General features: G+C 70.5%; 16 protein-coding genes. 8 read left to right on the top strand and 8 right to left on the bottom strand.

The genetic code is table 11. The features are described 5' to 3' along the window. The first annotated feature begins 188 nt into the window (after positions 1-188). Both OG496_RS38800 and OG496_RS38795 read left to right on the top strand, forming a co-directional pair. Positions 189-1,295, top strand: a complete 1,107-nt coding sequence (locus OG496_RS38800; protein ID WP_405976803.1) for a sensor histidine kinase — start codon at positions 189-191, stop codon at positions 1,293-1,295. Further along, positions 1,292-1,951: a response regulator gene (locus OG496_RS38795; protein ID WP_405974188.1), complete on the top strand. Its 660-nt coding sequence runs from the start codon at positions 1,292-1,294 to the stop codon at positions 1,949-1,951. The genes OG496_RS38800 and OG496_RS38795 overlap by 4 nt, the downstream gene beginning before the upstream one ends. On the opposite strand, the gene OG496_RS38790 is transcribed toward OG496_RS38795, so the two are convergent. Next, positions 1,915-2,985 carry an FUSC family protein gene (locus OG496_RS38790; protein ID WP_366490129.1) on the bottom strand — a complete coding sequence of 357 codons (1,071 nt, stop codon included), beginning with the start codon at positions 2,983-2,985 and terminating at the stop codon, positions 1,915-1,917. The two genes, OG496_RS38795 and OG496_RS38790, sit on opposite strands and share 37 nt — an antisense overlap. 62 nt (positions 2,986-3,047) lie before the next feature. Here OG496_RS38790 and OG496_RS38785 point away from each other — a divergent pair, with 62 nt between their 5' ends. After that, the gene (locus OG496_RS38785) at positions 3,048-3,485 is read left to right on the top strand and encodes a MarR family winged helix-turn-helix transcriptional regulator (protein WP_405974187.1); all 438 of its coding nucleotides are present in this window, start codon (positions 3,048-3,050) and stop codon (positions 3,483-3,485) included. Positions 3,486-3,490: 5 nt separating this feature from the next. On the opposite strand, the gene OG496_RS38780 is transcribed toward OG496_RS38785, so the two are convergent. Beyond that, positions 3,491-4,849 (bottom strand): hypothetical protein, encoded by a 1,359-nt coding sequence (locus OG496_RS38780; protein WP_405974186.1) that lies wholly within the window; start codon positions 4,847-4,849, stop codon positions 3,491-3,493. 65 nt (positions 4,850-4,914) lie between these two features. Continuing rightward, entirely contained in the window at positions 4,915-5,919 is a 1,005-nt protein-coding gene (locus OG496_RS38775) for an endonuclease/exonuclease/phosphatase family protein (protein ID WP_405976802.1), read from the bottom strand. A 102-nt stretch (positions 5,920-6,021) separates the two neighbouring features. Here OG496_RS38775 and OG496_RS38770 point away from each other — a divergent pair, with 102 nt between their 5' ends. Further along, on the top strand, positions 6,022-6,735 hold the full coding sequence (locus OG496_RS38770; protein ID WP_405974185.1) for a response regulator transcription factor: 714 nt from the start codon (positions 6,022-6,024) through the stop codon (positions 6,733-6,735). Next, positions 6,728-7,822, top strand: coding sequence for a sensor histidine kinase (locus tag OG496_RS38765; RefSeq protein WP_405974184.1), 1,095 nt, complete (start codon positions 6,728-6,730; stop codon positions 7,820-7,822). Before OG496_RS38770 ends, OG496_RS38765 begins: the two co-directional genes overlap by 8 nt. Before the next feature lie 60 nt (positions 7,823-7,882). On the opposite strand, the gene OG496_RS38760 is transcribed toward OG496_RS38765, so the two are convergent. Further along, positions 7,883-10,894 (bottom strand): glycoside hydrolase family 3 protein, encoded by a 3,012-nt coding sequence (locus OG496_RS38760; RefSeq protein WP_405974183.1) that lies wholly within the window; start codon positions 10,892-10,894, stop codon positions 7,883-7,885. Between the two features lie 134 nt (positions 10,895-11,028). Here OG496_RS38760 and OG496_RS38755 point away from each other — a divergent pair, with 134 nt between their 5' ends. From OG496_RS38755 to OG496_RS38745, 3 genes are all read left to right on the top strand, one after another. Continuing rightward, positions 11,029-12,897 (top strand): ricin-type beta-trefoil lectin domain protein, encoded by a 1,869-nt coding sequence (locus OG496_RS38755; protein WP_405974182.1) that lies wholly within the window; start codon positions 11,029-11,031, stop codon positions 12,895-12,897. 82 nt (positions 12,898-12,979) lie between these two features. Continuing rightward, positions 12,980-13,468, top strand: a complete 489-nt coding sequence (locus OG496_RS38750; protein ID WP_405974181.1) for a hypothetical protein — start codon at positions 12,980-12,982, stop codon at positions 13,466-13,468. Positions 13,469-13,503: 35 nt separating this feature from the next. Continuing rightward, positions 13,504-13,968 carry a hypothetical protein gene (locus OG496_RS38745; RefSeq protein ID WP_405974180.1) on the top strand — a complete coding sequence of 155 codons (465 nt, stop codon included), beginning with the start codon at positions 13,504-13,506 and terminating at the stop codon, positions 13,966-13,968. Between the two features lie 7 nt (positions 13,969-13,975). Here OG496_RS38745 and cimA read toward each other — a convergent pair whose 3' ends face one another. From cimA to OG496_RS38725, 4 genes are all read right to left on the bottom strand, one after another. Next, entirely contained in the window at positions 13,976-15,580 is a 1,605-nt protein-coding gene (gene cimA / locus OG496_RS38740) for a citramalate synthase (RefSeq protein ID WP_366490116.1), read from the bottom strand. A 309-nt stretch (positions 15,581-15,889) separates the two neighbouring features. Beyond that, positions 15,890-17,947 (bottom strand): hypothetical protein, encoded by a 2,058-nt coding sequence (locus tag OG496_RS38735; RefSeq protein WP_405974179.1) that lies wholly within the window; start codon positions 17,945-17,947, stop codon positions 15,890-15,892. 121 nt (positions 17,948-18,068) lie between these two features. Beyond that, on the bottom strand, positions 18,069-18,671 hold the full coding sequence (locus OG496_RS38730) for a TetR/AcrR family transcriptional regulator (RefSeq protein WP_366490113.1): 603 nt from the start codon (positions 18,669-18,671) through the stop codon (positions 18,069-18,071). A 39-nt stretch (positions 18,672-18,710) separates the two neighbouring features. Then, on the bottom strand, positions 18,711-19,730 hold the full coding sequence (locus OG496_RS38725; RefSeq protein WP_405974178.1) for an agmatine/peptidylarginine deiminase: 1,020 nt from the start codon (positions 19,728-19,730) through the stop codon (positions 18,711-18,713). Positions 19,731-19,751: the final 21 nt, after the last annotated feature.

Genomic DNA, 19,751 nt, shown 5'->3' with positions numbered 1-19,751 from the left:
GGCTAGGGGCGACGAACCCCGCCCGTCGTCACGCAAGGGAGGTCCCTCACGAGGGGGACGCCCGCGGGGAGAGGTGTCGGCACAATGACGGAGTGGGTGACAGGAACGGGGGCGTACAGGTGGTGATGTCCCGGTGGCGGACCACCGAAGCCGCTACCCGTGCCGTGGTCGTGGGGGTCGCCCTCGCGATGCTCTCGGTCTGCGAAGTCCTTCTCCGTAGTGCCGATTTGGCCGGTGGATTCGCCGCCCTGTTGTTGCTCGGCCTCGCTTCCACGCTCCCCCTCGCCTTCGTCCTCGGCACGGGACGGCTCGCCCGGACCTGCGCCGCCCTCGCGCTCAGTGCCGCCTGTGTGCTCTCGCTCGTGCCCTTCGGAGGGCTCACCGTCGGCGGGGTCGTGGCCCAACTGGTGTGCGTGTACGTGCTGGGCCGCGCCGGAGCCACCCGCCTCGGCGGGCTGCTCGTCCTCCCCTACGTCGCGATCGCCCTCGGCAGCCACGAGGAACTGACCCGGATCGTCGCCGTCCTCGTCGCGACCCTCGCCTCCGCCGCCGCGGCCACCGGCATCGCCCACCACGTACGCAGCACGGCACAGGCGCACAGCGCGACCGAACAGGCCTTCGCGGACACCCTCCTCGAACATGCCGCCCGGGGTGAACGGGCGCGTATCGCACGGGAGTTGCACGACGTCGTCGCGCATCATATTTCGATGATCGCCGTTCAGGCCGAGACTGCCCGGCTCACCACCCCCGGGCTGCCGACCGAGGGCGCCACCCGCCTCCTCGCCATCGGCGACACCGCGCGCACCGCACTCACCGAGATGCGGCGGCTGTTGGGCGTGCTGCGGGAGGACGCCCACACAGGAGTCCAACGCCGCCCCCAGCCCGGCCTCGGCCAACTCATCGACCTCGTCGACGAGTCACGCGACGCGGCCGGCTCCCGCACCCGCCTCATCGTCAGCGGCCCCATCGCCCCGCTGGATCCCGGCATCGAGGTCACCGCGTACCGGATCGTCCAGGAGGCCCTCACCAACGCCCGCCGGCATGCGCCGGGCGCGGCGGTGGACGTAGAACTCCGTTATGGGGACGGTGACTTGGCGCTGCGCGTGCGCGACAACGGGCCGGGGTCCGTCGCCGACCTCTCAGCCCTCTCCGGCCACGGCCTGCTCGGGATGCGCGAGCGGGCCGCGACGGTCGGGGGAACCCTGCGCACCGGTCCCGCTCCCGGCGGCGGGTTCCTGGTCGAGGCGCGACTGCCCGTCAAGTCGGAGGAGACGGAGGCGGAGGCGCTGCCATGAGCATCCGGATCGTCGTCGCCGACGACCACGAGATCGTCCGGTTCGGATACGCCGGAATCCTCGCCACCCAGGCCGACTTCACGGTCGTGGGCACGGCCCGCGACGGCGCCGAGGCGGTACGCGTCTGCCGCGAGGAGTCGCCGGACGTCGTGCTGATGGACGTACGGATGCCGGTCATGGACGGCATCGAGGCCACCGCGCGCCTCCAGAACGGGCCTGCGACACCAAGGGTGTTGGTGCTGACCACCTTCGACCTCGACGAGCATGTCTACGACGCGCTCGCCGCCGGTGCCAGCGGGTTCCTGCTGAAGGACGTGACCGCGGAACGGCTCTTCGACGCGGTACGGGTCGTCGCCGCCGGTGAGGCGCTGCTCGCGCCCGGGATCACGCGGAGGCTGATCGCCGAGTTCGCGCGGATGCGCCCGAAGGCGCCCGCGCAGAGCAAGTTGGACGTCCTCACCCCACGCGAGACCGACGTCCTGCGGCTGCTCGCGGAGGGGCTGTCCAACCCCGAACTCGCCGAACGGCTGCACGTGGGCGAGGAGACCGTGAAGACACACGTCAGCCGGATCCTGTCGAAGCTCGGGCTGCGGGATCGTACGCAGGCCGTGGTGATGGCCTACGAGACGGGACTCGTCGTGCCGAGGACCGGCTGACGGCGGCGGGCGCGCGGCACCGGCAGCAGCCACCACGCCGACGCCACCGACAACACCGCCCCGACCGCGATCCCTTCGAGCCGGGTGGGCAACAGGCTGAGGGCGTCCTGGCCGAAGTAGCCGAGGAGGAGGGAGAGGGCACAGGTCATTCCGGCGGCCCAGTAGGCGTAGTTGAGGGGGCGCAGCCACAACGCCACCGCGAGGACGGCGAACATGAGCGCCACGGCGGTGTCGCCGGTGACCCCGACCGCCGCGACACCCGCGGCCAGCAGCGTGCCGACCGTGGCTCCGGCGAGGCGTTCAATTCCCTTGCGCAGTACGTCCGTTCGGCCGCGGTTGCCGCTCGCGGCGACGTACGCGGTGAGGACGACCCACGGCCAGTGGTCGTCGAAGAACAGCCGCCCCAGGATGAACGCGGCGGCGATCCCGGCCGCCATCTGCAGGGCCATGCGGGTGCTGGGGCGGGGGTGGAGGCGGGAGCGGCGCGGAGGTTGACCGGGGCCGGGTTCCGCACGCCAGGCCGGGGGCCCGAACCGGTCGCCCAGCCCCTGCACCAGCCAGACCCCGGCACACGCGAGCGCCCCGACCAACGCCGCCCAGCCCCAAGTGACCAGCCCGCTCTGCGCCTTGGCCGGCAGCGCGGGACCGGGTACGACGAGGAGCGTCACGAGCGGGAGGGCGAGCAGGGTGCCGGCCTTCGTGGCGGCGGGGCCGTAGCGGCGGATCCAGATCGCCAGCGCCATGCCCGCCGTGAAGACGGCGGCGCCGAGCGCGTAGTGGGAGCCGATCAGCCGCCCGACGAAGATCGAGGCACCGGCCGTGACGGGCAGCAGGACGAGCGCGGTGAGCCGACGGCGGGTGTCGGCGGTGCGCTGGCTGGAGGACAGGGTGAGGGTCAGGGCGACCGCGAGGACCAGAACGTCGGTGTGGAGTCCTTCGGCGCCCTCCAGCCAGAGGGCGATGCCCCAGCTGAGCAGCACGGCGGTCATCGTCAGAGCCGCTTCGTACGCGTTGCGTATGAGTTTCTGGGTCACCATCACGAGATTAGCGGGCTCTATGGACTCTGAATAGTAAGCGTCCGCGTACGATATCCGGCATGGATCATCTCCCCGAGGCCGCCCGCATCCGTCGTGGCGTCGTACGGCTCAACCGGCGGCTACGGCAGGAGCGCGGCAACGAGGCCGGGCTCACTCCGAACCAGCTGATCGTCCTCGGACACCTGCACCGGCATCACTCCGCGACCCCCGGCGAGGTCGCGGCGGCCGAGCGGCAGCGGCCGCAGTCCCTCACCCGCGTCTTCGCCGAACTGGAGACGGAGGGGCTGATCGCCCGCGAGGCGGACCCGGTGGACCGGCGCCAGTCCGTCCTCACGCTCACGGCGAAGGGTCGCCGGGCGCTGGACCAGGACATGGTCGAGCGGGATGTGTGGCTGGCGGACGCGTTGGCGTCGCTCAGCGCGACGGAGAGAGGGGTGCTGGAGCTGGCGTCGGCCTTGATGGAGCGGCTGGCGGATACCTCGACGCCGGATACGTGAGCGGGTCAGAAACCCCCGCCGAAGTCCCCTCCGCCGCCACCGTCGCCGCCACCGAAGTCCCCTCCCCCGCCGTCGCCGAAGCCGCCGCCGAAGTCGCCCGGGTCGAAGTTCGCGCCGGAGACGTCGCCGCCGTCGTAGCCGCCGGTGCCGAAATCGCCGTAGCCCGTGCCGTAGTCGGAGGCGTAGGACGGGGTGGACATCATGCTGCCGAGGACCGTGCCGACGAGGAGGCCGGGGAGGAGGCCGCCGCCGAAGTAGCCGCCTGCCCAGGGGCCGTAGGCCGGGCCGGCGTCCCAGTACGGGCGGCGGCCGTAGTCCGTGTCGACCTCGCGGATCATCGGGTCCCGGCCGTCGGCGAGGCGAGCTTGGTCGGCCGCGCAGACCGGGACCTCGCGGGGTGCGCCGCCGGGCGGGGTCCAGGTGGCGTCGGCGACCGAGGGGCCGTGGCGCGGGTCGAAGAAACAGGGGGCCCGGCGCTCGGGCAGCGGGCGGCCCTCGCGGCGGGCGGCGAGCTGGGCGAGGGAGAAGCGGCCGTCCTCCAGTGCCTGGGTGACCGACCGGACGTCCTCGGGTTTCGTGGCCGCCGCCATGTACGACTTCGCCTGCTCGTAGGCGTCGAGGGCACGTTCGTAGTCCGCGCGCATCGCGTCGTCGGCGCCGGGCTCGGCCGGGTGGAATTCGAGACGGTCCAGTTCCTCGCCGAAGGCCGTGATGTCCTCGTCGACCACGACCCGCAGCTTGTCGAGCGCGGCGCGCTGCTCCTCCAGCCTGCGGCGGCGGCTGCGACGCACGAGGGTGTACGCCCCCGCGCCACCGGCCACCAGCACCCCGCCCGCGACGATCAGCGCCGTACCGGAGACTCCCCCGCCGCCGTCCGAGGAACCGCCCCAGGACGCGGGCGCCGAGCCACCCATGCTGGCGAGCGCGCGGTCGGTGAAGTCGGTGAGCTGGGTCTTCGCGTCCTCGCCCTGGACGCTGCCGACCAGGTTCCGCACGGCGGTGTTCGACAGGACGGAGGAGTCGGCGCGGGCGTCGAACCGGTCACCGAAGCGGACCGCGTAGAGGCCGGTGATGCCGGTCGCGGTGCGGAGGTTCGAGAAGGTCGTCTTCGGGAAGTCGGCGGGGAGGACCACGACGAACACGGGTTTGTCGGCGTCCTTGATCCGCTTGGCCAGAGCGTCGGCGTCCGCCGTCGACAGCCGGCCGCTCGCCGACGGGTCGACGTAGACCGGGCTCTTGCGCAACGCCTGCCCGATCGTCGAGACGCCGGTGTCCGCGGCGGCCGGGGACGCCATGATCAGGGCGGCGAGCAGCAGGGCCAGCAGCAACCCGGAGAGGCTTCGAATCCGTACGACGGCCTTCATGATTCGACGCTACCCGAAGCCGGTCCCTTTGGTCGGCCCACCTGTGTCCGCTCGTCGGCCGCCGCTCACCAGCTGATCCGGGCCGCCACCGGCAGGTGATCGCTACCGGTCTCCGGCAGCACCCACGAGCTCCGCGCCCGTACCCCTCGTACGAGAATCTGGTCGATGCGAGCGATCGGGAAAGCGGCGGGCCAGGTGAGGCCGAAGCCGTTCCCGGCCACCTCCTGGGCCGAGGTCAGCCGCGAGGTGAGGCCGTGGAACACGCGGTCGTCCGTGGTGCCGTTCAGGTCGCCGAGCAGTACGACCCGCTTGTTCGGCTCGGCGGCGATCGCCTTGGTGAGCGCGAGTACGCCGAAGTCGCGGGAGTCCGTCCAGAAGCCGTGCCTGGGCATCACCCGCACGGAACCCAGGTGCGCCACGTACACCGCCAGCGGCCCGTGAACCGTGGTCACCGTCGTGCGCAGCGCCCGGACCTCGTCCGCCGCCTCCGCCGCCGATTCGGGCGGCTTGGTCTTCGCCAGCGGCCCGACATCGCCTTCTACGACGTTGACGGACCGCGTGTCCGACAGCGGCAGCTTGCTCCACAGCCCGACCGTGCCCCGCACCTCGTGGTACGGGTACGCCTTCGCCAGCCCCTTCTCGTACGTGCCCCGGGCCTGGTCGGTCAGCTCCTCCAACGCCAGCAAGTCCGCGCCGGATGCGGCCAGTTGGCGGGCGGTGCCGACCGGGTCGGAGTTACCCGCGCCGACGTTGTGGCTCACCACGGTGAGGTCGCCGCCCGGGTGGGACTTGTCGGTGAGCAGCCCGCCGAAGAGGCTCAGCCACACCGTGACCGGCAGCACCAGCGCGACCACCCCGACGGCGGACCGGCGCCACAAAGCCGCGGCCAGCAGCACCGGCACGTACAGGCCGAACCACGGCAGGAGGTTCTCCACCAGGCTGCCCATTCCCGCGATGTTCGGGATCTGGGCGTGCAGCAGCATGAGCAGGCCGAGCAGCAGGGCCGGCACCGCCAGCTCCGGGCGGCGATCCCAGGGGGCGAGGCGGCGTTTCCAGGGGGCGAGAGGAATCCGGGGGATCTTCACCTTGTCACTCAAGGCGGTCCGGTGTTGCCGTCGCGTATGGAGTTTTCGATACGCGGACGATAGGTGCCGACTCCTACCATCGAACCCATGCGTGTGCTGATCGTCGAGGACGAGCCCTACCTGGCGGACGCGATCCGCGACGGCCTGCGCCTGGCCGCGATCGCGGCCGACATCGCGGGGGACGGGAACACCGCGCTGGAACTGCTGAGCGTCAACGCCTACGACATCGCCGTCCTCGACCGCGACATCCCCGGCCCCTCCGGCGACGAGGTCGCCCGCCGCATCGTCGCCTCCGGCAGCGGGATGCCGATCCTCATGCTGACCGCCGCCGACCGACTCGACGACAAGACCAGCGGGTTCGAACTCGGCGCCGACGACTACCTCACGAAACCCTTCGAACTCCAGGAACTCGCGCTCCGGCTGCGGGCGTTGGACCGTCGACGCGCCCACAACAGGCCGCCGGTAAGGGAGTTGGCGGGCCTGCGCGTCGACCCGTTCCGCAGGGAGGTCTACCGGGACGGCCGCTATGTCGCGCTGACCAGGAAGCAGTTCGCCGTGCTCGACGTCCTCGTCGCCGCCGAGGGCGGAGTCGTCAGCGCCGAGGACCTCCTTGAGCGGGCCTGGGACGAGAACGCCGACCCGTTCACCAACGCCGTACGCATCACCGTCTCGGCGCTGCGCAAGCGGCTCGGCGAACCCTGGATCATCGCCACGGTGCCGGGCGTCGGCTACCGCATCGACGCTCAGCCCGGGGCCGGATGCGACGGAGCCTACGGAACCGACGGAGAAGGCCGTGGATAGGGCGCCCGGGTTGAGCGTCCGCCTCAAACTCACCCTCAGCTACGCCGGATTCCTCATGGTGGCGGGCGCCCTGCTGCTCACCGCGGTGTGGGTGTTCCTCCTCCGTTACGTCCCCGACCGGGCGATGCTCATCAACCCCGACGACAGGCCCACGGACGGGGTCTTCCCCATCCGCTCCGCCCTCCTTGAGGTCTTCGCGCCGAGAGCGGCCGCCGTCCTCGCGTTCCTGCTGGTGTTCGGCCTCGTGGGCGGGTGGCTGCTCGCCGGCCGCATGCTCGCCCCGCTGACCCGCATCACGGAGGCCACCCGCATGGCCACGGACGGCTCGCTCTCCCACCGGATCCAACTCCCGGGCCACAAGGACGAGTTCCGTGAACTCGCCGACGCCTTCGACGCCATGCTCACGCGCCTCGAAGCACACGATGCCGAACAGCGGAGATTCGCGGCCAACGCCTCCCACGAGTTGCGCACCCCGCTGGCGATCTCGAAGGCCCTGCTCGACGTGGCCCGCACCGACCCGGACCACGACACCGGTGAACTCGTCGACCGCCTCCACGCCGTCAACACCCGAGCCATCGACCTCACCGAAGCCCTGCTCCTGCTCAGCCGCGCCAACCAACGGTCCTTCACCCGCGAACCCGTCGACCTCTCCCTCGTCGCGGAAGAAGCCACCGAGACGCTCCTCCCCCTCGCGGAGAAGCACGGCGTCACCATCGAGACCGACGGCGACATCACCCCCACCCGCGGCTCGCAGCCGCTCCTGCTCCAACTCACCACGAACCTCGTGCAGAACGCGATCGTCCACAACCTCCCCGAGCAGGGCACCGTCTGGGTGACCACCGCCGTCGGCCCCAACTCCGCGGTCCTCACGGTCGAGAACACCGGCGACCCGCTCACCCCGCACCAGGTCTCGACCCTCACCGAGCCCTTCCAACGCGGCACCGAACGCGTCCGCACCGACCACGCGGGAGTCGGCCTCGGCCTGGCGATCGTCAAGACCATCACCGGCGCGCACGACGGCACCCTCACGCTGACCCCACGCCCGGCAGGCGGCCTCCGCATCACGGTGGAACTACCCGCCAACTGACCGCACCCCCCGCGCCGTTGAGGCCACAGGGGGTGCGGGAGCAAGCGAACAGGACAGGGTCTACGCCGCCTTGTACGCCTCCTCCAACTTCTTCACAGCCGCCGCGTACTTACCCGTCAGCAGCAGATGGTCCGCGTCGGCGAACGGCTTCGACACCGCCGCCGTCACGTTCTGCCCCACCTTCGCCTGCACGAGCAGCCGCGCCTTGGTGACGAGCGCCTTGCCGGTCTCCGCCGACCTGGCGTGCGCCGCCGCGCTCTCCAGCGCCTTCAGGGTGGACGCGCCACCCGTCGGTGCCTTCGTCTGCGTCGTCAGTCCCCAGCCGTACGGGAACTGCGGATCGTACGACGTGTCACCCACGTTGATCGGGAGCTGGGCCTCCGACTTCGGCCAGGTGACCGGGAGTTGACCGGTGAAGGACCGCTTGCCGTAGAGCACGTCGGCCACGCCGTCGCCCTCGGTGCCGGGCAGCCAGGAGGCCACCAGGGCGCCGATCTTGGGGAGTTGGTCCCCGATCAGCTGCGGTCGCCCGGAGACGATCAGCACCGCGCACTTCATCGCCGCGCACACCTTGTCCACGGCTGCCTGGTCGGCCGGGGTGAGGGTCAGGTCGTTGCCGTTGCCGACATCGCCCACGCCCTCGGCGTACGGGGTCTCGCCGACGACGACCACACCCACGTCATAGCCACTGGTCGAGGCGGACGCGTCCTTGGAGTACGTGACATCGCCGCCGGCGTTCTTCATCCCCTGGAGGATCGTCGTGCCGGTGGTGTTCGTGCCGGACGAGCCCTGCCAGGTGATGGTCCAGCCGCCGGTCTGGTTGCCGAGGTCGTCGGCGTTGGAACCGGCGACGTAGACCTTCTGGTTCTTCTTCAACGGCAGGACGCCACCCGCGTTCTTCAGCAGCACCTGCGACTCGGCCGCCGCCTGCCGCGCCACGGCCCGGTGCGAAGTCGAGCCGATCTTCGACGCGTTGCTCGTGTCGGCGTACGGCTTCTCGAAGAGGCCGAGCTTGAACTTCTGCGTGAGGATGCGCGATACGGCGTCGTCGATCCGCTTCTCGGTGACGTGGCCCGCCTTCACCTCGGCGATGAGCGTCGAGCTGAAGTCCTTGTAGCTGTACGGGACCATCATCATGTCGACGCCCGCGTTGACCGCCGTGTCGACGTGCGAGGCGTAGTCGCCGGGGAGTTGGTCGATGGCGTTCCAGTCGCTGATGACGAAGCCGTCGAAGCCCATGCGGTTCTTGAGGACGCCGTTGATCATGTCGGCGCGGGCGTGCATCTTCACCGGGCCGAGGCCGTCGCCGACGATGTCGAGCGAGGAGTAGGACGGCATGACCGTGCCGATGCCCCGGTCGACGGCCGTCTGGTACGGCGCCAGGTGGATGGCTTCCAGCTGCTGCCGGGTGACGGTCGTGACGCCCTGGTCGATCGTGTACGTGCCCGTCGTGGAGGAGCCGTACGCGGTGCCGCCGTCGCCGACAAAGTGCTTGGCGGTGGCGAGGACCTTGTCGTCGTCCTTCAACTGCTTGCCGTTCGCGGCGCCTTGGAGACCCTGGATCACCGTCTCCATGGACTGCACGAGCGCCGGGTCCTCGCCGAACGACTCGTAGGAGCGGCCCCAGCGTTCGTCACGGGTGACGCAGAGGCAGGGGGCGAAGTCCCACGGGACGCCGGTCGAGCGGACCTCGCTGGCCGTCACCGCGCCCGCCTTCTCGGCGAGTTGGGGGTCGCGGGTCGCGCCGATGCCGATGTTGTGCGGCATGATCGTGGCGCCGGCCAGGTTGTTGTGGCCGTGGACCGCGTCGACGCCGTAGATCAGCGGGATCTGGAACCGGGTTGCCTGCGCCCGGAGTTGGAACGAGTCGATCATCTTCGCCCAGGCGGCCGCCGTGTTGGGCGTCGGTGTCGAGCCGCCGCCGGAGAGCAGCGAGCCGAGGTCGTAGGTGGCGACGTCGGCGCCGGTGCCCACACCGCCGCGCTCGGCCTGGGTCATCTGCCCGGCCTTCTCCTCCAGCGACATGCGCTTGACGAGGTCGGCGACGCGCTTCTTGATGGGCAACTTGCTGTCCAGGTACGGCAGTCCGTGCGCGTCGATGACGACCTGCGGGTTCTCGGTCGGGGCCTTGGCGCCGGTGACCGTGAGCTTCAGCGGGATCGTCTCGGCGTTCTCGGCCGACTTGTCCTTCAGCGTGCGGACCTTGACGGTCTGGGTGGCGCCGGACGCGGTGCCCGCCGGGAAGGTGAGCGTGCCGGAGACCGGGGTGTAGTCCTTGCCGGTGGTGGCGGTGCCGCCGTCGGACGTGTAGGCGACCGTCACCGGATCGTCGAGCGGGACGGCGCCGGTGGTGGAGACGGTGACCTTGACCGCGGCCGTACCGCCCTCCTTGACCGGGTAGACGGCCGAGTCGGTGGTGACGGAGGCGCGCAGGGACTGGTCGGCCTTGCCGTACAACTCGACGTCGTCCATGGCGAACTGGCCGTGGATGCCGACCGGGAGGGTGACCGCGTAGCCCCACATCTGGGTGAGGCCGAGGACGTGGTCGATGCCGCCGACGGGCTGGTAGTCCGTGCGGTAGACGAAGTTCGTGAACGGGATCTCGATCTGCTTCCAGCCGGTGAAGTCGTCCGTGAAGGACGTCGTCCACAGCTCGGAGGCCTCGCCGTTCGCGCCGCCGTCCTTGATCTCGAAGTTGGAGGCCTTGCCGGTGTTCTGGCCGTCCCACCAGAAGCGGATGCCCTGGTGGGCGGACCAGTCGTGGCCGGGTTCGGTCGCGGCGTAGTCGTGGGTGAAGCCGCCGTACCCGCTGATGTCGTACGTCCCGGTGAGTACCTTCGCGCCCTCGGGGGCGTCCGGTCTCGCGGTCAGGGCGAGTTGGGGCGGGTCGTCGGTGTCACCGCCCCAGGTGAAGATGCCCTCGGCGGGCTGGCTCGCGAAGGGCACCTCGCCCTCGAAGCGGTCGACGGGGGTGGGGGCTGGGTCGGCGGCGGCGGCCGCCTGGGAGACGGCGGCCGGTGACAGCAGCGCGGCGCACAGGGCGGTGGAAACGAGCAGGGCGGTTCTTGGCATGGACCTTCCCTCGGCTCTGGAGCTCTGGTTCACTCTGGGTTCGCACAGTTCACTCATGACTTAGATCACGCCGTGAGTTAACTAACGGCCCGCAGACCCGTCAAGACATCTCGTCAGGAAGGGCTAACGCATCCATGTCCAGGAGAACCCCCCGCACGGCCCGGCTGCTGCTCGCCGGACTGCTCTCCGTGGCCGGCTTCACCGCGGCCGTACCCCCCGCACACGCTGCCGGTGAACAGGTCACGGCCTGGCTCACCACCACCGACGACGCCGCCGGACGCCATGTCACGCGCGGCCTCCAGGCCCAGACGCCGTTCGCCTTCTCGTCCGGGACGGGCGGCAGCGGCGAGAACATCACCGTCGACGAGAACACCCGCTACCAGACGTTCACCGGGGGCGGCGCGTCCTTCACGGACACGGCGGCCTGGCTGATGAACAGCAGCGGCGCGCTGTCGACGGCGACCCGGAACGCGACCATGACCAAGCTGTTCTCGCCGACGGACGGGATCGGTCTTTCGTTCCTGCGCAACCCGATGGGCGCCTCCGACCTGGCCCGCTACGGCTACTCGTACGACGACGTGGCGGCCGGTCAGACCGACCCGAACCTCAACTCCTTCTCGATCGCGCACGACCTGGCCGATGTCGTGCCGCTCACCAAGCAGGCGCTGACCCTCAACCCCTCTCTGACTGTCATGGCCTCGCCATGGACGGCCCCCGCGTGGATGAAGGACAGCGGCTCGCTCAACGGGGGCTGGCTGAAGTCCGAGGACTACGGCGCCTACGCCAACTACTTCGTCAAGTACCTCCAGGCGTACAAGGACCAGGGCGTTCCGGTGTCGTACGTGACCGTCCAGAACGAGCCGACGTGTTGCTCCGGCTACCCGTCGATGAGCTGGAACGCGTCGGGGCTCGCCTACTTCACGAAGAGCGAGCTGCTCCCGAAGCTCAACGCGTCCGGCCTGACCACGAAGGTGCTGGCGCACGACTGGAACTGGGACGTGTACGACTCGTACGCGGCCTCGACCGTGGACGACGCGGCCGTCCGCTCGAACCCCAACTTCGGTGGCATCGCCTGGCACGGCTACGGCGGTGACGTCACCAAGCAGACCACCGTCCACAACCAGTACCCCACCCTCGACGCCTTCGGCACCGAGCACTCCGGCGGTACCTGGATCGCCAACCAGCAGCGCGAGGACATGAACAACATCATCGACTACACCCGCAACTGGGCGAAGTCGGTGACCAAGTGGTCCCTTGCGGTGGACCAGAACATGGGCCCGCACAACGGCGGTTGCGGCACCTGCACCGGCCTGATCACCGTGCACAACGGCGACAGCGCGAGCGGGACCGTCGACTACACCGTCGAGTACTACACGATGGGTCAGCTGACGAAGTTCGTCCGCCCCGGCGCCCAGCGGATCGCGTCCACGGCGTCCACGAACGTCCCCAACGTGGCATGGCGCAACCCGGACGGTTCGAAGGCGCTGATCGCGTACAACGACGCGTCCACGGCGAAGACGGTGACCATCAACTGGGGTGGCCAGCACGCGACTTACTCCCTCCCCGGCAAGACGTCCGCCACCTTCACCTGGACCGGCACGCAGGCCGGCGGCGGCAGCCAGACCGGCGCGTTCGTCGGCCTCGCCAGCAAGTGCCTCGACGTGGCCGGGGGTTCGACCACCAACGGCACGGCCGTCCAGCTCTACGACTGCAACTCCTCGACCGCCCAGCAGTGGACCGTGGGCACCGACGGCACGGTCCGCTCCCTCGGCAAGTGCCTTGACGTGACGTCGGCTTCGACGGCCGACGGGGCGAAGGTGCAGTTGTACGACTGCAACGGAACCGCCGCGCAACAGTGGTCGTACAACTCCACGACCGGTGATGTGGTGAATACGGCGGCCAACAAGTGCCTTGACGTGACGGGCAATTCGTCGACGAACGGGACTCGGGCGCAGATCTGGACGTGCTCGGGGGCTGCCAACCAGAAGTGGCATCTGCAGTAGGCGGGGCGGGTCGTGTCCCGCCCTCGACGGGGGGCGGGACACGAAACGTGTCGTAGGGACGGTTGTGGGTGTGGCGGCCGGGATGGGGTTACTGAGCGCGTGCAGTCCGGCGCAGCTGCCACTCGCCGCGGCCTGGCTGGGCACGGACGGACAGCCGGTCGCGCTGGTGAAGCCGTGCGGTCACGACCGCGCGGGAGACATCGACCTCTTCAGCTGGACCGAGGAGGAAACGGCCGACGGGGCGAGCGGGACACCGGAGAGCCCGGACTCGGACACCGGTTGGCAGACACCGCTCGTAGGGCCTCCGATGGAGCCCTTCGGCACGACGACGTTCCCGCTCTTCGAGCCGCCCCGCTCGTGGCGGACCGAGGCGACCGGGCCTCAGAAGCTGGCGCCCGGCCGCACCTATTCCCTGACGTTCAAGGTGTACGAGGGCGGCGGCGTCCAGTACACCGGCGACCTCTACTTCACCGCGAAAGACCTCACGTCGCTGAGCCCCGGCCAGGTCTGGGCCGACGACCGCGCGATGAGCCGGGACGACTTCGACGACCTCGTGGACGACTCGTGCTGACCCGGGCGCGGGGTCGTCGGGGTGCGGCGGGGGTTGTGGGTGTGGTGGCGGGGTGTCTGCTGCTGAGCGGGTGCGCTGCCGTCGATCTGCCGCTGGCCGGGATACGGGTCGGGGCGGACGGGGCGCCGTACGCGCTCATCCGGCCCTGCGGGGACGACAGTTACCAGTCGCCGTCGCTCGACGGGACGGCCGCGAGCGCCCAGGGCGGGCCGGTCACCACGGGGTGGGACGTGAAGAAGGAGAAGCTGAGCGGGGACGCCGAGTTCCCGCTGTTCTCGCCGCCGGCCGCCTGGCGGGCCCGGCACCGGGGTGAGCAACGGCTCCTGCCGAAGCACGCGTACTCGCTCGTCTTCGGGCACTACATCACCGGCGACTCGTACAACGGGATCGTCGACTTCTCCACCGAACAGATCACCGCCCTCAAGCCCGGCCGGGTCTGGGCCGACAACCGGGCCATGAGCCTCGGCGAGTTCGAGAAACTCGCCGAGCGCTCATGCTGAGGCCGGTCTACTCGGCCGGCTCAACTCCCGCGCGCAGCAAGCCGTACGTGTACGCGTCCTCCAGTGCCTGCCATGACGCGGCGATGACGTTCTCCGCCACGCCTACCGTCGACCACTCCGCCGAGCCGTCGGACGTGGCGATCAGGACGCGGGTCGTGGAGGACGTGCCGTGCTTGCCCTCCAGGATGCGGACCTTGTAGTCGACGAGCTCCAGTTTGGCGAGTTGAGGGTAGATCTTTTCGAGGGCTACGCGGAGGGCGCGGTCGAGGGCGTGGACCGGGCCGTTGCCCTCGGCCGTGGCTACGATGCGCTCGCCCTTGGCGAAGAGCTTGACCGTGGCCTCGTTGGCGTGGGTGCCGTCGGGGCGGTCCTCCACGATCGCGCGCCAGGACTCGACCTCGAAGTAGGAGCGGGCCTTGCCCTCCGCCTCGGCACGGAGGAGCAGCTCGAACGACGCGTCTGCCGCCTCGTACGTGTAGCCCTTCAGCTCGCGTTCCTTGACCCTCTCCACGACCCTGCCCACCAGCTCGCGGTCGCCGCTGATGTCTACGCCGAGTTCCTTGCCCTTGAGTTCGATCGACGCGCGGCCCGCCATGTCGGAGACCAGCATCCGCATGGTGTTGCCGACCTGCTCGGGGTCGATGTGCTGGTACAGGTCCGGGTCGACCTTGATCGCGGAGGCGTGCAGGCCCGCCTTGTGGGCGAAGGCCGAGACGCCGACGTAGGGCTGGTGCGTGGACGGGGTCAGGTTCACGACCTCGGCGATCGCGTGCGAGATGCGGGTCATCTCGCGGAGCTTGCCGTCGGGGAGGACCTTCTTGCCGTACTTCAGCTCCAGGGCCGCCACGACCGGGAACAGGTTGGCGTTGCCCACGCGCTCGCCGTAGCCGTTCGCCGTGCACTGGACGTGGGTCGCGCCCGCGTCGACGGCGGCGAGGGTGTTGGCGACCGCGCAGCCCGTGTCGTCCTGGGTGTGGATGCCGAGCCGGGCGCCGGTGTCGGCGAGGACCGTGGAGACGACGGCCTGGATCTGCGCCGGGAGCATGCCGCCGTTGGTGTCGCAGAGGACCACTACGGACGCGCCGGCCTCGGCGGCGGACCGTACGACCGCCTTCGCGTACTCGGGGTTCGCGCGGTAGCCGTCGAAGAAGTGCTCGCAGTCGACGAAGACGCGGCGGCCCTGGGCGACCAGGTGGGAGACGGTGTCGCTGACCATCGCCAGGTTCTCGTCGAGGGTGGTGCGCAGGGCCAGCTCGACATGCCGGTCGTGGGACTTCGCGACGAGGCAGATGACCTCGGTGCCGGCGTCCAGGAGCGCCTTGACCTGCGGGTCCTCGCTCGCCTTCGCGCCCGCCCGCCGGGTGGCGCCGAAGGCGACCAGCTGGGCGTGCCTGAAGTCGATCTCCTGCCGGGCGCGGGCGAAGAACTCGGTGTCCCGCGGGTTGGCGCCGGGCCAGCCGCCCTCGATGAAGCCGACGCCGAAGTCGTCCAGGTGCCGTGCGATGGCCAGCTTGTCCGCGACGGTGAGGTTGATGCCCTCCCGCTGCGCGCCGTCACGCAGGGTCGTGTCGAAGACGTGGAACGAATCGTCGAGTTCGCTGGTTTCCGTCATGGTGTCTGGCTCCTGAGGATCTGAATCTCGGTCTGTACCGGAATGACCGGCTCCACCGTCCCTCAATGATCCCTCGCACTGCTCTCCCGGCTGCAGGTGGGCCAGAAAAGCGAAAAACCCCTCGCGGGTGCGAGAGGTCTGCGCGCGGGTCGAGTGACGACGGTGGCCGCCCGTACCTGGTCGTACGAGGCGGTCACTGCGGACCGGCGCGCCTGCTGCCAATAATCGTGGCGAACGAGAACACGGACGCAGTCTGGCACACCCGCGCCCGTGCTCACCGTCCGTCTCATGATGCGAACAGTCGGTTGATCAACTCGCCTGGCGCACGAACACGTCCGAGACCCCGTTGGTGTCCCCCGGCACCAGGTCGGCCGACGCCGACTCGAACGCGACGACCGTGCCGTCGTCGTTCACGGACGGGTGCAGGGCCGGGAGGTCGCTACGGCCGCCCCAGCGGTCGGCGCTCATCAACTGCCGCTTGCCGGTGGCGAGTTCGAGCAGGTACACGGAACCCCCCGAGGTGTACGCGACCCGTGCGCCGTCCCCGGAGAGCGAGGGCTCAGCGGCCTTGGCGACCCGGGTCGTGGTCCGGGCGTCGAGGTCACGGACGTAGACGTCCCGGCCGTGCTGGAAGGCGACCTTGCGGCCGTCATCGCTGATGGAGGGTGCCGATGCCTTGTCGGCGGCCTTCTCCAGGGTGCCGGTGTCCAGGTCGCGGACGTGGACGGCGCCGCCCTGCTCGAAGGCGATGTACCGGCCGTCGTAGCTGATGGACGGGTTGGCCGCCGCCTTGCCGGTGGGGGCGCTGACCAGGTCGTCGGCGCCGCCGTTGAACGTGAAGCGGTAGATCCGCGGCTGCGGCGCGGGGTCGGTGCTGGTGGCGGGCAGGGTCGCGGCGTAGGTGATCCAGCGGCAGCCGGGTTCCATCGCGGGCTGTCCCATCCAGGTGAAGCGGACGCCCTGGTAGGAGGCGAGGCCGGTCAGCTTGCCGACCGAGCGGTTGCGGATGAAGACCTCCGGGGCGCCGTCGGTCGCGTGCGGGGCGACGTAACCGACCATGCGTCCGCTGGTGCAGGGCGTGCCTTCGGACGAGGGTTTCTGGGTGGCGTCGTTGACCTCGCCGATGCCGCCGGGCGCGTTGACGAAGACGCTGCCGTCCGACGTGAAGGAGAGGTTGCGGTCGTCCGCGATCACCGGGTCGTGGGACGCGGTGGTGCGCTGCTGCCCGTCCCGCGTGAGGCTGATCCGTTCGGTGACGTACGGGATCGGGGCCGGGTGGGTGCCGAGTCCGCCCGAGTAGACGAACACGTCCCGCTCTCCGTTGGTGTCGTCCGGCACCAGGTACGACGCCGACGAACTGAACGCCACGGTAAGGCCGTTGGCGGTCAGTGTGTCCGGGCCGGTCTGGCTGTCCCACGGGAGGGCGGCGCCCTTCCGTCCGGTCCGCAGGTCGCGCACCCGGGTGCCGTCCTCGCCCGAGACGACGGCGTACCGGCCGTCCGCAGTGACCGACTCCGGACGCCCCTCGGCCACGCGGCGCGATGTCCCGGTGCGCAGGTCGTGGACGTACAGTCCGCCCTCGGCGTCGAGGAGGACGCGGCGGCCGTCCGCCGTGACGCGGACCAGGTAGGCGGCGCCGAGGCCCTTGTCGACCTGGGTCCGCTCGCCCGTCGCCCGGTCCTTGACGTAGACGTCGGCCGGGTCGTCCTCGGAGGCGGTGCGAATGCCGTACGCGACCCGCTTGCCGTCACCGCTCACGGAGGCGCCGTTCTTGTCGCCCTCCTCGGCCGGTGAGACGAGTTCGTCGGTGCCGGTGGCCGTGTCGCGGACGTAGAGGAGCCGGGTGGCGTCCGGGCCGTTGCGGTTGCCGAGGGTGTACGCGACGTGTGTGCCGTCCGGGCTGAGCGACTCCACGCGGCCCAACTCGTTGGATCCGGGCGGGTTTTCGGGCCACAGCTTCGTCGCGCTGCCGGTGGCGCGGTCGTACAGGTAAGGGGCCGTGAAGCGGGTGCCCGCCGAGAACGCGACCCGGCTCCCGTCCGCGCTCAACACCGGTGCGCTGTACGCGTATCCGGGCCCGAGGTCGATCGCGGTCACCCCGCCGGTGGCCAGGTTCTTCACCCGCAGGCACGAGAAGGAGCGTGCGCAGCCGAAGCTCGGCGCGGTCGACGTGAACGCGACGGACCTGCCGTCGGCGCTGATCGCGGCCTCGGCGGACGACCCGTCGGCCTGGCTGCCGTCGGCGGCGGTGCTGACCCGTTCCGCACCGGGCGGCCGGTGCGGTGCCGCGTCGGCCGGGACGGCGGCGGCACCCAGCGCGAGGAGCAGCGCAGCCCCCAAGGACATGGTGGAGGTACGTCTGGACATCAACATGGCTTCCCCCGAAACCTCGTCGTCCCCCGGTCCCGCACCGGGGACTCACAGGGATGCAAACGCACCGGGTTCCACAGGGTCAATCGGTCGCATTGCGTACAACCGGGACGGAAGATCACACGTCCGCGAGGAGCCCCTCGTCCAGGAACTCCCGTACGTGGCCGAGAACTTGCGCCCGGTCCGTGCCCCGCAGCCCGATCGCCACATGGATGGAGAAACCGTCGAGGAGAGCGCGGAGCCGGGCCGCGAACCGGTCCGGGTCGACGGCCCGGAACTCCCCCCGTGACACGCCCTCCGCGATCAGCGCGACCAGGTCGCGGTGCCAGACGCCCTCGATGGCGGCCTGCCGGTCGCGGGCATCGTCGTCGGCGTTCTGCGAGCGGTTCCAGACCTCCAGCCACAGGGTCCAGTGCGGGTCGCGGTGGCCGTCCGGGACGTACAGGTCGACGTACGCGTCGACGCGCTCGCGGGAGGTGGCCGTGCTGCGGGTCAGCAGGCGGCCGCGCTCGGCGCCCAGCCTGCCCTCGCTCCACTCCAGGGCCTGGAGCAGGAGTTCGTCCTTGGAGTGGAAGTAGTAGAGGAGGTGGCCGCTGCTCATGCCGACCTCGCGGCCGAGCGCCGCCATGGTGAGCTGCTCCAGGCCACGTTCGGCGATCATGCCCATGGCCGCGGCGAGGACGTCCTCGCGCGGCGGCGCGTTCTTCCGCGCACCGGCCATCGTCCGACTCCCTCCCGCCGGGTCCTTGATCCCTGGTCCTCAGACCTTCGGCTGTTGCTGGGTGATGCAGTGGATGCCTCCACCGCCCGCGAAGATCGTACGGGCGTCCACCAGTGTGACCGTCCGCTCGGGGAAGAGGCGACGGAAGATCCCGGCCGCGATCTCGTCGCCCGGGTCGTCGAAGGCGCAGAGCACTACCCCGCCGTTGCAGAGGTAGTGGTTGATGTAGGAGTAGTCGACCCAGTCGCCGTCCTCGTCCTTGAGGACGGTCGGGGCCGGGACCTCGACGACCTCCAGGCGGCGGCCCTTCGCGTCGGTCTCGGCGCGGAGGAGGGCGAGGTACTCCTGCGAGCGGGCGTGGTCCGGGTGGGCCGGGTCGCGCTGGCTGTGGACCAGTACGGTGCCGGGCCCGGCGAAGGCCGCGACGATGTCGACGTGGCCCTGGGTGCCGTAGACGCCGTAGTCGCCGGTGAGGCCGTGCGGGAGCCAGATCGCCTTTGTGGTGCCGAGCCTGGCGTGGATCTCCGCCTCGACCTGCTCGCGCGTCCAGCCGGGGTTGCGGCCGGCGCCGAGCTGGACCGTCTCCGTGAGCAGCACCGTCCCCTCGCCGTCGACGTGGATCGCGCCGCCCTCGTTGACGAGCGTGCTGCTGAGTGCGGGGACTCCGGCCAGGTCGGCGACATGGCGGGCGATCTTGGAGTCGTGCTCCCAGCGGGCCCAGCTCTGCGCGCCCCAGCCGTTGAACGTCCAGTCCACGGCGGCCAGTTCACCGTTGTCGTCGGTGACGAACGTCGGGCCGATGTCCCGCATCCACGCGTCGTCCAGCTCGCGCTCGACCAGGTCGACGTCCGGGCCGAGCAGCTCGCGCGCCGACTCGCCCTGACCCGGGCCGTGCACCATCGTCACCGGTTCGAAGCGGCGCACGGCGCGGGCGACGGACGCCCAGGCGGCGCGGGCCTCGGCCAGCTCCTCCGCAGTGGTGAAGGTCGGGTTGGGCCCGGGCCAGGCCATCCAGGTGCGCTCGTGCGGGGCCCACTCGGGGGGCATACGGAAGCTCATCAGAAGTCCCAAGTCTCTTGG

Source organism: Streptomyces sp. NBC_00988 (assembly GCF_045162645.1).
In the GTDB taxonomy this organism is placed as follows: Bacteria; Actinomycetota; Actinomycetes; order Streptomycetales; family Streptomycetaceae; genus Streptomyces.
This window is presented reverse-complemented; position numbering and strand designations above follow the sequence as displayed.